Below are 13784 nucleotides of genomic sequence, written 5' to 3'. Positions count from 1 at the left end.
TCCTCAGGAATGCGCTTGAGACAAATTGCCGGTGGCTTCATTGCCGCCCTTGGCTGGCGGCTCTTTCAAGACCACACGCTTGATCGGGCCGACGATTACCAGATAGCTGAACACCGCGACCAGTGCGTTGGCACCGACAAACACCAGCGCCCACTTGAACGAGCCGGTGGAGCTGATGATGTAGCCGATGACGATTGGCGTGGTGATCGAAGCGATGTTGCCGAAGGTGTTGAACAGGCCCCCGCTCAGACCGGCGATCTGTTTCGGCGAAGTGTCGGAAACCACCGCCCAGCCCAGTGCGCCAACGCCTTTGCCGAAGAATGCCAGAGCCATGAAGCCCACCACCATCCATTCCACGTCAACATAGTTGCACGCGACGATGCTGCTCGACACCAGCAGGCCGGCGATGATCGGCGCCTTGCGGGCGAAGGTCAGCGAATGGCCCTTGCGCAGCAGGTAGTCGGAAATCACCCCGCCGAGCACGCCGCCGATAAAGCCGCAAATGGCCGGCAACGAAGCGATGAAACCGGCCTTGAGAATGGTCATGCCACGCTCTTGCACCAGATACACCGGGAACCAGGTCAGGAAGAAATAGGTGATGCCGTTGATGCAGTACTGGCCCAGATACACTCCCAGCATCATGCGGTTGGTCAGCAGCTGACGGATGTAATCCCACTTCGGACCGTCGGACTTCTTGCCCTTCTGATCCATGTCGACCATGCCGCCGTTGTCAGCGATGTGCTTGAACTCGGCCTCGTTGACACGTGGGTGTTCGCGCGGGCTGTAGATGACTTTCAGCCACACCAGCGAGAACACGATACCGAGGATACCCATGACGATGAACACGTGCTCCCAGCCGAAGCTGTAGACGATCCAGCCCATCAACGGCGCGAACAGCACGGTGGCAAAGTATTGCGCCGAGTTGAAGATCGCCGAAGCGGTTCCGCGTTCAGCGGTCGGGAACCACGCCGCCACGATGCGCGCGTTGCCAGGGAACGATGGCGCTTCGGCCAGGCCCACCAGGAAACGCAGCATGAACAGCGCAACCACTGCCGTGGACATGCCGAATTCTCCGACAAAGCCTTGCAGCACGGTGAACAGCGACCAGGTGAAAATGCTCAGGGCATAGACTTTTTTCGAGCCGAAGCGATCGAGCAGCCAGCCACCGGGAATTTGCCCGGCGACGTAGGCCCAACCGAATGCGGAGAAGATGTAGCCGAGGGTGACGGCGTCAATGCCAAGGTCCTTTTGCAGGCTGGAGCCGGCAATGGCGATCGTGGCACGGTCGGCGTAGTTGATCGTGGTCACCAGAAACAGCATGAGCAGGATCAAATAGCGGACGTGAGTCGGCTTAGAGGATTGCATGCAGATGTACTCCCACTGATTATTTTTATGCGGGTAAAACATTCTTTGGTCTTTGTGGGAGCTGGCTTGCCAGCGATGGCATCAGCGCGGCGTGCCTGCAGCACCGCGTTGCCTGAATCGCTGGCAAGCCAGCTCCCACAGGTATTGCATGTATCAGGAACCGATGTAGGCAGTCTTCACGACCGTGTAGAACTCTTGTGCATAGCGGCCCTGCTCACGGGAGCCGTAGGACGAGCCTTTACGCCCGCCGAACGGTACGTGGTAATCCACACCGGCGGTCGGCAGGTTGACCATCACCATCCCGGCCTGGGAGTAGCGCTTGAAGTGGTTGGCGTACTTCAGCGAGGTGGTGGCGATGCCGGCCGACAAGCCGAATTCGGTGTCGTTGGCCATTGCCAGCGCAGCTTCGTAATCGGCCACACGAACAATGTTGGCCACCGGGCCGAAGATCTCTTCGCGGCTGATGCGCATCGACGCTTCGCTGTCGGCAAACAGGGTTGGCGCGAGGAAATAGCCCTCGGTGTCGCAAGTCACCACACTGCCGCCGCTGACCAGACGTGCACCTTCGGACTGGCCGATGTCGATGTACTTCATGTCCTGTTCAAGCTGCGCCTGGGAAACCACCGGACCTATGTCGGTGCCGGCTTTCAGCGCGTGGCCGACCTTGATCGACTTCATGCGCTCGGCCATCGCTTCAACGAACTTGTCGTGAATGCCGGCGGTGACGATCAGACGGCTCGATGCTGTGCAGCGCTGGCCGGTGGAGTAGAACGCGCTCTGCACCGACAGCTCGACCGCTTGCTTGAGGTCGGCGTCGTCGAGAATGATCTGCGGGTTCTTGCCGCCCATTTCCAGCTGCACCTTGGCCTGGCGCGAAACGCAGTTGACGGCGATCTGGCGGCCAACGCCCACCGAACCGGTGAAGCTGATGCCGTCGACTTTCGGGCTGTTGACCAACGCCTCGCCAACCACGCGACCGCTGCCCATTACCAGGTTGAACACACCGGCCGGGAAGCCCGCGCGGGAAATAATTTCGGCCAGCGCCCAGGCGCAGCCCGGCACCAGATCGGCAGGCTTGAGTACGACGCAGTTGCCATAGGCCAGGGCCGGAGCAATTTTCCACGCCGGGATGGCAATCGGGAAGTTCCACGGGGTGATCAGACCGACCACGCCCAGCGCTTCGCGGGTGACTTCGACGTTGACGCCCGGGCGAACCGACGGCACGTAGTCACCGGACAGGCGCAGGCATTCACCGGCGAAGAACTTGAAAATATTGCCGGCGCGGGTCACTTCACCGATCGCTTCCGGCAGGGTCTTGCCCTCTTCACGGGCCAACAGCGTGCCGAGCTCTTCGCGACGGGCGAGGATCTCGCTGCCGACTTTATCCAGCGAATCGTGACGGGCCTGAATGCCCGACGTGGAGTACGCCGGGAACGCAGCGCGGGCAGCGTCGATGGCGGCGTTGACCTGGGTCAGGTCAGCCTTGGCGTAGTCGCCGATGGTGTCGCTGAGTTCGGACGGGTTGATGTTGGCCGAATAATCGGCACCGGCGACCCATTCGCCATTGATGTAGTTGTCGTAGCGTTTTGCAGTTGTCACAGGGCAGCCCTCAACTCTAAAAGCCTTCACGCAAAAAGCCGCTGATTACTCAGCGGCCTCGCTTTTCTCGTTTATTGCGCGCCTTGCTTGTCGATCAGCGCGGCGAGCATTTCATACTCTTCGCCGGTCAGGTCGGTCAGCGGCGCACGCACCGGACCTGCGTCATAGCCGGCGATTTTTGCACCTGCCTTGACGATGCTCACGGCATAACCGGCCTTGCGGTTGCGGATGTCCAGGTACGGCAGGAAGAAGTCGTCGATGATCTTGCCGACGGTGGCGTGATCTTCGCGAGCGATCGCGTGGTAGAAGTCCATCGCGGTTTTCGGGATGAAGTTGAACACCGCCGAGGAGTAGACCGGCACGCCCAACGCCTTGTAGGCAGCGGCGTAGACTTCGGCGGTCGGCAGACCACCCAGGTAGCTGAAGCGATCACCGAGGCGGCGACGGATCGACACCATCAACTCGATATCGCCCAGGCCATCCTTGTAGCCGATCAGGTTCGGGCAGCGCTCGGCCAGACGTTCCAGCAGCGGCGCGTTGAGGCGGCAAACGTTGCGATTGTAGACGACCACACCGATCTTCACCGATTTGCACACGGCTTCAACGTGGGCGGCAACACCGTCCTGGCTCGCTTCGGTCAGGTAGTGCGGCAGCAGCAGCAGGCCTTTGGCGCCCAGACGCTCGGCTTCCTGAGCGTATTCGATGGCCTGGCGGGTCGAACCACCGACGCCGGCCAGGATCGGCACGCTGGTTGCGCAGGTGTCGACGGCAGTCTTGATGATTTCCGAGTATTCGCTGGCGGCCAGGGAGAAGAACTCACCGGTGCCGCCGGCGGCGAACAGAGCCGAAGCGCCATACGGAGCCAGCCATTCCAGGCGTTTGATGTAGCCCGCGCGGTTGAAATCGCCCTGCGCGTTGAAATCGGTCACCGGGAAAGACAGCAGGCCGGCAGAGAGGATGGACTTCAGTTCTTGTGGATTCATTATTCGAACACCCTGGTAGCAACGTTTTATTGTGAGTGGACCGTTCAGCCTTCGCCGAAGTTGTAGGTCATCGTACAACTTAAAAAATAACCGTCAACTGCATTTCATCGTTGGCAGGGCTTTTTTGTCGGACAAGATTGGCTTTTGCGCTTTATGAAATGGCTACAAGGCTCGTGCTTGACGCTTTCGAAGGCTGAAATATCCGGTCTGGATTCGTTTAATTCTGTAGCGACCTGCGGCTCGTAAAGTACGTCGACTGCCACGAAGGATCGTGGCGGACCACTCAAAGGAAGCCGCTATGTCGATGCATTTTGCCGCCCCCACCCTCACCCACGTCGCCCCAGCGCAAGACGATTGCGTGACGCTTCAGCTCTCGCAATTGCCGGACATCCTCACCGTGCAGGTCCCGGATTCCAGCGATTTCGCAGCAAACTGGAGCGTCTACGCGGTCCTCGGCAGCGATGCCGAGGAACCTGAATGGGAAGGTGATGAGGTGGACACTGGCGCCTGGGACGACGCCGAGGATGAAATGGAAAAGTTGCTCGACATCGAGGTGCAGCTGCCGAAAGAGGCATTGCAACCGTACCTGAACCGCGAGGTGGAGCTGCGTTACAAGTTTCGCGATGAGTCGAGCATGGAGCCGTATTCGCTGCCGCTGCGAATGCGCATAGAGGCGTAAGACTCAGCTTCGCTGCGCCTGCGCCTCTTCATGAGCCTGGCGCAGTCTTTCACGGCTATTGGTCAGGTGCAGACGCATCGCCGCACGCGCGGCATCGGAGTCCTGACGGGCAATCGCGTCGTAGATTTCCTCGTGCTCGCGGCTCAGGCGGCTCATGTAGTGCTGTTGATCATCGTGGGCCAGCCGCGCCGAGTTCAGCCGCGTACGTGGAATGATGCTGGTGCCCAGGTGCGTCATGATGTCGGTGAAGTAGCGGTTGCCGGTGGACAGGGCGATTTCCAGGTGGAAAGCGAAGTCCGACGACACCGCATCGCTGGCATGGGACGCGCTTTCGTTCAAGGCGTCGAGGGCGGCGCGCATGGTTGCCAGTTGCTCGGGGCTGCGGCGTTGCGCGGCAAGGCCAGCGGATTCGACTTCGAGGCTGATGCGCAATTCGAGAATCGCCAGCACGTCACGCAGGGTGACAACGGTGGCCGGATCAATGCGGAAACCGCTCGGGCTCGGCGTATCGAGAACAAAGGTGCCGATGCCGTGGCGGGTTTCTACCTGGCCGGCGGCCTGCAGACGGGAAATTGCCTCGCGGACCACGGTGCGGCTGACGCCATGGGCTTCCATGATCGCCGACTCGGTGGGCAACTTGTCGCCACGCTTGAGCAGGCCATCGCGGATCTGCTCGCTCAACACCGTCACCAATTCCTGGGCGAGGCTGCGGCGCTTGCGGGGGAGGCGCGGGGTGTCGATCAGCTTTTCCATGGTCTGCATCTTGTCTCGAAAGTTCGGCTTGGCGCCATCATAGCTCAAGCGGGTTGTACGATCACCGGGCAGATCACATTGCCCCACTGTGGGAGCGAGCCTGCTCGCGAAAGCGGTGGTTCAGACGACAGATTCGTCGACCGATATGACCCCTTCGCGAGCAGGCTCGCTCCCACAGGTGGGTGTTCAGACAGTCATGGCCTGTTCGACCAGACGACCGCTGTCGATCCGCACGTGCCGTGGATGGAATCGTTTCAAACTGCTTCGGTGACCGACGCTGACAATGCTCAGCCCCGGAATCTCATCGATCAACGCCTGATACAAGGTCGCCTCGTCCTCTTCATCCATCGCCGATGTAGCCTCGTCCATGTACAGCCATTGCGGTGCGTAGAGAAGCGCGCGGGCGAAGGCCAGGCGTTGCTGCTCACCCGGCGAGAGCATGCGTTGCCAGTGATTGGCTTCATCCAGCCGCCCGACCAGGTGTGGCAGACGGCAAGTTTCCAGCACCTGTGCATAACGTTCCGGCGCGTAGGTGTCGCCCGGTTGTGGATAACTCAACGCTTCACGCAATGTGCCGATCGGCAGATAAGGCTTCTGCGGCAGGAACAGATAACGCGCCGCCGGCAAACGAATATTGCCGTGCCCCGCCGGCCACAAATGCCCCATCGCTCGCAGCAGTGTCGACTTGCCGCTGCCGGAACGGCCGCTGAGCATCACGCGCTCACCCGGTTCAACGGTCATGTCGGCGTCGGTCAGCAGGTGACGACCATCGGCCAGATCCAGGCCGAGGTTGTGAACCTGCAACTCACTGCCCTGGTTCTGCACGTCGATGGCCGGGGTGCGTTGTTCGTTGTCGCTCATGGCCTGACGGAAACTCAGCAAACGATCACAGGTGGCGCGCCACGCGGCGAGATCCGAGTAGGCGGTGATGAACCAGCTGAAATTCTCCTGCACGTTGCCGAACGCCGAGTTGATTTGCATCAGCTCGCCCAGTTCGATCTTGCCGGACAGATAGCGCGGTGCGGCGACGACAAACGGGAAAATGATTGCGATCTGACCGTAGCCGGAGGTGAAGAACGTCAGGCGCTTGGACACGCGCATGATGTCCCAGAAATTGTGCCAGACCAGTCCGAAGCGATTACTCAAGCGGCGGTTTTCATTGGGTTCGCCGTTGTACAAGGCGATGCTTTCCGCATTCTCACGCACGCGCACCATGGAAAAACGCAGGTCTGCTTCGAAGCGTTGTTGCTTGTTGTTCAGACCGATCAGACGGCGACCGATCAAATGCGTCAACCAACTGCCGACCGCTGCGTACAGCAGCGCGCACCAGAACATGTAGCCGGGAATCTCGATGCCGAACACTTCAATACTGCCCGACACGCCCCACAAAATGATCGAGAACGACACCAGACTGACAATCGTGCGCAGCAGCCCGAGGCCCAGGCTCAGGGTGTTGGCGGTGTAAGTGTTGAGGTCTTCGGAAATCCGCTGGTCGGGGTTATCGGTATAACCGCCCTGCTCCAGCTGGTAGTAATTCTTGTGGTCCAGCCAGCGCTTGAAGTGCTTTTCGGTCAGCCACGCCCGCCAGCGGATCGTCAGCATCTGCGTCAGATACAACCGATACACCGCGCCGAGAATCGCCACCGTCGCGATGCCGCAGAAATACAGAATCAACTGCCAGAACGCGGCTTCATCCTTTCTCTGCAAAGCGTTGTAGAAATCCTTGTACCAACTGTTGATCCACACCGAGATCGCTACGCTGAACAGCGTCAGCGCAATTACGGCAATCAGCAACGTCCAGGCCTTGCCCTTCTCTTCGCTGCGCCAGTAAGGCGTGGTCATCGCCCAGACTTTGCGAAAAAACTGCCCGCGCACAGCATCGTTGACCGCGGAATATTCAGCGTTCTGATTCATGGATAAGGCTCGATAGTAAAAAGAACGGACACGCGCCGATCATAGATGATCGGCGCGATTCATCGCGAGGGCTGGCGATAGTCGTTCAGCGCAGGTTCAGCGACGCACCGGGCGCTTCTGCAGTTTGCGCTGCAAGGTGCGGCGGTGCATGCCCAGCGCGCGGGCCGTGGCGGAAATGTTGCCTTCGTGTTCGGTGAGCACGCGCTGGATGTGCTCCCATTGCAGGCGGTCGACCGACATCGGGTTTTCCGGCACCAGACTGTCGAGGTCAGCGTGCTCGGACAGCAGCGCGGCCAGCACGTCGTCGGCATCGGCGGGCTTGCACAGGTAGTTGCAGGCGCCACGCTTGATCGCCTCCACTGCGGTGGCAATGCTCGAATAACCGGTGAGAATCACCACGCGCATTTCCGGATCGAGTTCCAGCAGCTTGGGCAGCAGGACCAGACCGGAGTCGCCGTCCATTTTCAGGTCCAGCGCGGCGTAATCAGGCAGATCGGCCTGGGCGATGGTCAGGCCTTCTTCAGCGGAACCGGCGGTGCTGACGCGAAAGCCGCGACGGGCCATGGCGCGGGCCATGACGCGGGTGAAGGTCGCGTCGTCGTCGACCAGCAGCAGATGCGGCAGTTCTTCGCCTTCGACTTGGATTTCGTCACTCATGTTGGTCTCCTCGGGCGCCGTGGGGCAGGCGCAGCTCGGTGAGCGTGCCGCCTTCCTCATGACTATAGAGTTTCACTGAGCCGCCGGCGCGTGTCACGCTGGCCTTGCTCAAAAACAGGCCCAGGCCGAAACCTTTGCCCTTGGTGGTAAAAAACGGCTTGCCGATCTGCTCGGCGATGGCCAGCGGCACACCGGCGCCGTGGTCGCGAATGCTGATGGTCAAAGTCTCTGCGTCCCAGTCGAGGGTCACCTGGAGATTTTCCGGGCAGGCGTCGGCTGCATTGTTGAGCAAATTCAGCAAGGCCTGGGTCAGATCCGGCGGCGGCGCCATGCGCGGCACCGCCCCCTGACCGAGACGCTGGAAGCGATAACTGGCTTCCGGGCGCATCAGGTGCCAGCGGTTCAGCGCTTCGTCGAGCCAGTCGGTGACATCCTGCATCTCCACCGCCAGACGCCGGTTGGCCTCGGCGGCGCGGACCAGTTGCTGCAAGGTTTCCTTGCACAGCTTGACCTGATCCTGCAGCACTTTCAGATCGTCCTGCAGCAACGCATCGGGGTGATCCTGCTGCATTTCCTTGAGCAACACGCTCATGGTCGCCAGCGGTGTGCCCAATTCATGCGCCGCACCGGCGGCCTGGGTCGCAACGGCGAGCAGCTGCTGATCACGCAGCCCTTCCTCCCGGCGGATCGCGCGCAATTCTTCCTGCCGGCGCAGCTCTTCAGCCATACGCGCGGCGAAGAACGTGATGACCGCAGCAGCCAGGGCAAAGCTCAGCCACATGCCGTAGATCTGCAGATTCTCACGGGCGACCGGCAGGGTTTCCAGCGGATAGAAACGCGTCAGCATCAGCGTGTACAGCGCCAGCGCGATGCCCGACAGAATCACCGAATAACGCCACGGCAAGGTCACCGCCGCGATGGTCAACGGCACCAGATAATAGGATACAAAGGGGTTGGTCGAACCGCCGGAGAAATACAGCAGCGCACTGTGAATCACCAGATCGCAAGCCAGTTGCAGCGCGTATTCGAGCTCGGTCACCGGCCACGATGTGCGCAGGCGCACGGCAGTGAACACGCAGAGCAGAATCGAGCAGCCCAGGGTCATCGCCAGTTGCACCCACGGCAACGGCAACAATTGCAGCCAGTAGGCCAAGCCAACGGAGCCGGCCTGCGCGGCGAGCACCAGGGTGCGGATGAAAGTCAGCCGCCAGAGGTTCTGGCGAGTGGCGGAAGTCAGTTGTACGGGGGCGAGCATGAGCTCTCCTGATGAGCGCTCCAGGCGGATCGCACGGAGTATAACCAAGCCGCGGGGTTCAGAGGCGAAAGTGCGGCAAACGACCACATGGCGACGATGAAGAATTCATCTGAGTTGAAGAAAATTCCGAGGGCTATTGGAGATCATTGTGGCGAGGGGATTTATCCCCGCTGGGTGGCGGAGCCGCCCCAAGTCATGCGACCTCATTTAACCAGACATACCGCATCAGCCGGATTTGCGACTGCTGCGCAGCCGAACGGGGATAAATCCCCTCGCCACAGAAGCACTCCCCACTGCGCGCAGGTATCTGTATAGAAGTTGTAACTGGGCGAACCGGATCATAGAAGTTAGAGTCTGATGGTTCACGCAGGCCGCGACCCATCACCTGCGCCTCATTCAAGGAGCCTTCATGCACACATTTCGCCGCAGCGCCGCCCTCCTCGCCCTGACCGTCGGCAGCGTCGCCAGCCTCCCGGTTCTGGCCGCCGATGAGCTGCACTACAACCAGATTTCCCTGCGCGCCGAAGTCAGCCAGGAAGTGGCCCGCGACCAGATGATCGTGACGCTCTACACCGAAGAGCAGAACACCGACCCGGCCAAACTCGCCGCCGCCATCAGCACCACCATGAACAAGGCCACCGCCCAGGCCAAACAAGTCAAAGACATCACCCTGCGCACGGGCAGCCGCAACAGCTATCCGATCTACGACACCAAAGGCCAGAAGATCACCGGCTGGCGCGAACGCGCCGAACTGCGCCTGGAAAGCACCGACTTCGCCGCCCTGTCCAAACTCACCGGCGAGTTGCTGACCGACCTGAAAATGGGCGGCATGGACTTCGCCATCGCCGACCCGACCCGCAAGGCCAGCGAAGACCAGTTGCTCAAAGAAGCCGTCACCGCCTTCAAGACCCGCGCCCAACTGGCCACCGACGCCCTGGGCGGCAAGGGCTACAAAATCGTCAACCTGAACCTCAACAGCAACGGTTACCCACAACCGTACCTGCGCGCGCCGATGATGATGAAAGCCGCAGCCATGGATTCCGCGCCAGTCACGCCGGAAGTCGAAGCCGGCACCAGCCAGGTCAGCATGACCGCTGATGGCTCGATTGAAGTGTTGATGCAGTGATTTGAGCTTGGCTGAATGAAGGACCGGCAATCAGTCAATGGTTGCCGTTTTTTTTGTGCCCGGGTTTTGTAGTGAATGATCCACCGCTATCGCTGGCAAGCCAGCTCCCACAGGTTTTGTAGTGTTTTGAAAATCGCATATAACCCTGTGGGAGCGGGCTTGCCCGCGAAAAACGATAACGCGGTGGCCCTGACTGATTACGTACGCGGATCAACCCGATCCAGCGCCCGATTCACCGCCAGCTCCGCCAGCATGATGATCTGCTGAATCGCCAGCGCCGTATTGCGCTGCGGACGACCGAGCTGATCGGCGAAATCGCTGGCCAGCGTATTGGCTGAAGCAAGGGACTCACAGGCGTGAGCCAGCAGGCTTTCGGTGTCGATGTCGGGCCGGATCAGAAACATCGTGCCGGGTGAATGGGGTTTGCCGGGTGGCGGGCAGAGATAGAAATCGAGGGCACGCTTGATGGCTTCGCGGTTCTTCGCGAGATCGTCGGCACGCAGCGCGGCTTCAAGGGGGGTTGAGGTTTCTTCGGGTGGGTCGGGGACTGGTTTGCTCATGCGCTTCACCTATGAGGTTGAGCCATCTCGATGCCGTTTCTCACACGACGAAGAGGTGGCAGCTTTGTGCGGGGTGAGAAAACCGGTCATAGGCACCCGGCCGGACATAGGCCCGCCCGCACAGAGCCGCCATAACGCACTTGCAGGCAGCAAACTTGCTGGCGGCAATTATGCGGATCTGGGCACTGAATGACTATGAATGTCGGGTTCTCACACCCGATCGCTGAACAACCAGCGACGACCCAAGCCTAGAGAGCGGACGTCCGACGGACAACCTGAAAACCTTGTGGGAAGGTTCTGGCTGTTTCGCAGCGGATTTAAACAGCCAAAAAGCAAACCCTCACCCTAACCCTCTCCCAGAGGGAGAGGGGACTGACCGAGGTGTTTGGGGGAGATACGCCAACGCGAAACTCCGAGTTGAACTCAGGATTTGAAAAGCACACAAATCAGCCCCTTCTCCTCGGGGAGAGGGCTGAGGTGAGGGGCAAATCCACAACAAAAATAACGCCGAACACCCGCTCTTCACCACTCAATAGGCCGAGTGTCAGCTCGCCTGCTCTTGATCTTGATCCACCGGCGACGTCGGAAGGCTGAGTGGAGGGATTGATCCGGGTGTGGGAGCGCAGCGACCGTTCGACGAAGTCGAACACAGCGGAAGGAGGTGCAGCGAAGCAAACCGGAGCCGCTGCGCCCGGATCAGTCCCGCAGCGAAGGAACCCGAGCCTGCGAGGGCCGAACGCAGGAGCAAGCCTTTTCGGTTACCTTTTTGGCGTTTGAAAAAGGTGACCCGCCGTCAGGGCGGAACCGCAATCCGCAACACCCGCAGAAACGGATATACACCCAAAACCCAAGAGCCTGGTCGGCCCAAAGGCCGCCAAGGTGCCACCAATCGAAACACCCAGTTGCACCAAGTAAAACTCCCCAATCCCTGCCCCAATCCACCCCACCCAAGCCCAGCCCAAAAACCCCTCAACCCCGCCCATCCCAAAGGGTATAAATAAGTAACACCAAGCCCCACCCAAGCGCACCCGACACCTGCAGCGCACCATTTCAGTGCCCCGAATGCACCGCAAAAACCACCCGCAAACGGTCAAATGCGTCAAAAGTTATACGGATGCGACATTAAGGTACGTTCGTGCCACCGTTTAACGCCGCCGACCGCTCTGGATCTTGCATTGGGTATGGGGCCTGCATAAGTATCCGCAGGCACGACTCACGAGGTCGTACCTCACAACTAAAAAATGACAACAAATCATGAGGCCAACATGCTTAAACACGCGGTCATTCCGTTTCTAGTCGGCGCAGGCTTGTTAGCCTCCGCACCTTTCGCCACCGCTGCGACTAACCTGGTGTTCTGCTCCGAAGGGAGCCCGGCCGGTTTTGATCCAGGCCAGTACACCACCGGAACCGACTTCGACGCCTCAGCCGAAACCATGTTCAACCGCCTGACCCAGTTCGAGCGCGGCGGCACCGCCGTGATTCCTGGCCTGGCGACCAAGTGGGACATTTCCGATGATGGCCTGACTTACACCTTCCACCTGCGTGAAGGCGTCAAGTTTCACACCACCCCGTATTTCAAGCCGACTCGTGAGTTCAACGCCGACGACGTGCTGTTCACCTTCAATCGCATGATTAACAAGGATGACCCGTTCCGTAAGGCGTACCCGACCGAATTCCCGTACTTCACCGACATGGGGATGGATACCAACATCACCAAGATCGATAAAGTCGACGACCACACCGTCAAGTTCACCCTGAAAGAAGTCGACGCCGCGTTCATCCAGAACATGGCCATGAGCTTCGCGTCCGTGCAGTCCGCCGAATACGCGGCCCAACTGCTCAAGGATGGCAAAGCCGCCGACATCAACCAGAAGCCGGTCGGCACTGGTCCGTTCGTGTTCAAGAGCTACCAGAAAGACTCGAACATCCGTTACACCGGCAACAAGGATTACTGGAAACCTGAAGACGTGAAGATCGACAACCTGATCTTCGCCATCACCACCGACCCGTCGGTGCGTATCCAGAAGCTGAAAAAGAACGAGTGCCAGGTCACCCTGTTCCCGCGTCCGGCCGATCTGAAAGCGCTGAAAGAAGACAAGTCGCTGAAGATGCCGGATCAGGCCGGCTTCAACCTGGGCTACATCGCCTACAACGTGATGGACAAGGTCAAGGGCAGCAACGAGGCCAACCCGCTGGCTGACCTGCGCGTGCGTCAGGCGCTGGACATGGCCGTGAACAAGCCGCAGATCATCGATTCGGTTTACCAGGGCGCGGGCCAACTGGCCGTCAACGCCATGCCGCCGACCCAGTGGTCCTACGACACCACCATCAAGGATGCCAAGTACGACCCTGAGAAAGCCAAACAGCTGCTCAAGGAAGCCGGCGTCAAGGAAGGTACCGAGATCGTCCTGTGGGCGATGCCGGTGCAGCGTCCGTACAACCCGAACGCCAAACTGATGGCTGAAATGCTCCAGTCCGACTGGGCCAAGATCGGCTTGAAAGTGAAGATCACCAGCTACGAGTGGGGCGAGTACATCAAGCGCTCCAAAGGTGGCGAGAACCAGGCCATGATCATTGGCTGGAGCGGTGACAATGGTGATCCGGACAACTGGCTCAACGTTCTGTTTGGCTGCGACTCGCTGAGCGGCAACAACTTCTCCAAGTGGTGCGACAAGAAGTTCGACGGCCTGGTGAAAGAAGCCAAACGCACTACCGACCAGGGCAAGCGCACCGAGCTGTACAAACAGGCGCAACACGTTCTCAAAGATGCAGTTCCAATGACACCTATCGCTCACTCGACGGTGTATCAACCCATGCGCGCCAACGTGCAGGATTTCAAGATCAGCCCATTTGGCCTGAATTCCTTCTACGGCGTCAGCGTCAGCAAGTAAGA

General features: G+C 59.8%; 11 protein-coding genes. 3 read left to right on the top strand and 8 right to left on the bottom strand.

Annotated elements, in window-relative coordinates:
* Window positions 1-3: 3 nt before the first annotated feature.
* The 3 genes from AB9L16_RS03720 to kdgD form a co-directional block, all read right to left on the bottom strand.
* Window positions 4-1365, bottom strand: a complete 1362-nt coding sequence (locus tag AB9L16_RS03720; protein ID WP_041477964.1) for an MFS transporter — start codon at window positions 1363-1365, stop codon at window positions 4-6.
* A gap of 153 nt (window positions 1366-1518) precedes the next feature.
* Window positions 1519-2964 carry an aldehyde dehydrogenase family protein gene (locus tag AB9L16_RS03715; protein WP_375123123.1) on the bottom strand — a complete coding sequence of 482 codons (1446 nt, stop codon included), beginning with the start codon at window positions 2962-2964 and terminating at the stop codon, window positions 1519-1521.
* Window positions 2965-3035: 71 nt separating this feature from the next.
* Complete coding sequence (gene kdgD, locus AB9L16_RS03710; protein ID WP_016771708.1) at window positions 3036-3947, bottom strand: 5-dehydro-4-deoxyglucarate dehydratase; 912 nt, start codon at window positions 3945-3947, stop codon at window positions 3036-3038.
* 298 nt (window positions 3948-4245) lie between these two features.
* On the opposite strand from kdgD, the gene AB9L16_RS03705 reads away from it, so the two are divergent.
* Window positions 4246-4626: a hypothetical protein gene (locus AB9L16_RS03705; protein WP_056782919.1), complete on the top strand. Its 381-nt coding sequence runs from the start codon at window positions 4246-4248 to the stop codon at window positions 4624-4626.
* A 3-nt stretch (window positions 4627-4629) separates the two neighbouring features.
* Here the strand turns inward: AB9L16_RS03705 and AB9L16_RS03700 are convergent, their stop codons facing one another.
* The 4 genes from AB9L16_RS03700 to AB9L16_RS03685 all read right to left on the bottom strand — a co-directional run bounded on the left by AB9L16_RS03700 (window position 4630) and on the right by AB9L16_RS03685 (window position 9205).
* Complete coding sequence (locus AB9L16_RS03700) at window positions 4630-5379, bottom strand: FadR/GntR family transcriptional regulator (RefSeq protein WP_177327011.1); 750 nt, start codon at window positions 5377-5379, stop codon at window positions 4630-4632.
* A gap of 186 nt (window positions 5380-5565) precedes the next feature.
* Window positions 5566-7293, bottom strand: a complete 1728-nt coding sequence (locus tag AB9L16_RS03695) for an ABC transporter ATP-binding protein/permease (RefSeq protein WP_375123122.1) — start codon at window positions 7291-7293, stop codon at window positions 5566-5568.
* Between the two features lie 96 nt (window positions 7294-7389).
* Window positions 7390-7950: a response regulator transcription factor gene (locus AB9L16_RS03690; protein ID WP_003221630.1), complete on the bottom strand. Its 561-nt coding sequence runs from the start codon at window positions 7948-7950 to the stop codon at window positions 7390-7392.
* A complete protein-coding gene (locus AB9L16_RS03685; RefSeq protein WP_016771713.1) occupies window positions 7943-9205 on the bottom strand; it encodes an ATP-binding protein in 1263 nt (420 codons plus the stop codon). The genes AB9L16_RS03690 and AB9L16_RS03685 overlap by 8 nt, the downstream gene beginning before the upstream one ends.
* Window positions 9206-9614: 409 nt before the next feature.
* On the opposite strand from AB9L16_RS03685, the gene AB9L16_RS03680 reads away from it, so the two are divergent.
* On the top strand, window positions 9615-10331 hold the full coding sequence (locus AB9L16_RS03680; protein WP_122707553.1) for an SIMPL domain-containing protein: 717 nt from the start codon (window positions 9615-9617) through the stop codon (window positions 10329-10331).
* A 197-nt stretch (window positions 10332-10528) separates the two neighbouring features.
* On the opposite strand, the gene AB9L16_RS03675 is transcribed toward AB9L16_RS03680, so the two are convergent.
* The gene (locus tag AB9L16_RS03675) at window positions 10529-10891 is read right to left on the bottom strand and encodes a DUF6124 family protein (protein WP_252885364.1); all 363 of its coding nucleotides are present in this window, start codon (window positions 10889-10891) and stop codon (window positions 10529-10531) included.
* Window positions 10892-12156: 1265 nt separating this feature from the next.
* On the opposite strand from AB9L16_RS03675, the gene AB9L16_RS03670 reads away from it, so the two are divergent.
* On the top strand, window positions 12157-13782 hold the full coding sequence (locus AB9L16_RS03670; protein ID WP_375123121.1) for an ABC transporter substrate-binding protein: 1626 nt from the start codon (window positions 12157-12159) through the stop codon (window positions 13780-13782).
* Window positions 13783-13784: the final 2 nt, after the last annotated feature.

The organism is Pseudomonas sp. LW8 (assembly GCF_041956865.1).
Lineage (GTDB): Bacteria > Pseudomonadota > Gammaproteobacteria > Pseudomonadales > Pseudomonadaceae > Aquipseudomonas > Aquipseudomonas siliginis.
Note: the sequence above shows the minus strand (reverse complement) of the source record. Positions and strands in the feature narration are given on the sequence as shown.

Bases quoted from the DNA above. Each gene is read 5' to 3' on its own strand.
- AB9L16_RS03720 (WP_041477964.1), bottom strand. From the start codon at position 1,365: ATGCAATCCTCTAAGCCGACTCACGTCCGCTATTTGATCCTGCTCATG.
- AB9L16_RS03700 (WP_177327011.1), bottom strand. From the start codon at position 5,379: ATGGAAAAGCTGATCGACACCCCGCGCCTCCCCCGCAAGCGCCGCAGC.
- AB9L16_RS03705 (WP_056782919.1), top strand. From the start codon at position 4,246: ATGTCGATGCATTTTGCCGCCCCCACCCTCACCCACGTCGCCCCAGCG.
- AB9L16_RS03675 (WP_252885364.1), bottom strand. From the start codon at position 10,891: ATGAGCAAACCAGTCCCCGACCCACCCGAAGAAACCTCAACCCCCCTT.
- AB9L16_RS03695 (WP_375123122.1), bottom strand. From the start codon at position 7,293: ATGAATCAGAACGCTGAATATTCCGCGGTCAACGATGCTGTGCGCGGG.
- AB9L16_RS03680 (WP_122707553.1), top strand. From the start codon at position 9,615: ATGCACACATTTCGCCGCAGCGCCGCCCTCCTCGCCCTGACCGTCGGC.
- AB9L16_RS03670 (WP_375123121.1), top strand. From the start codon at position 12,157: ATGCTTAAACACGCGGTCATTCCGTTTCTAGTCGGCGCAGGCTTGTTA.
- AB9L16_RS03685 (WP_016771713.1), bottom strand. From the start codon at position 9,205: ATGCTCGCCCCCGTACAACTGACTTCCGCCACTCGCCAGAACCTCTGG.
- AB9L16_RS03690 (WP_003221630.1), bottom strand. From the start codon at position 7,950: ATGAGTGACGAAATCCAAGTCGAAGGCGAAGAACTGCCGCATCTGCTG.
- kdgD (WP_016771708.1), bottom strand. From the start codon at position 3,947: ATGAATCCACAAGAACTGAAGTCCATCCTCTCTGCCGGCCTGCTGTCT.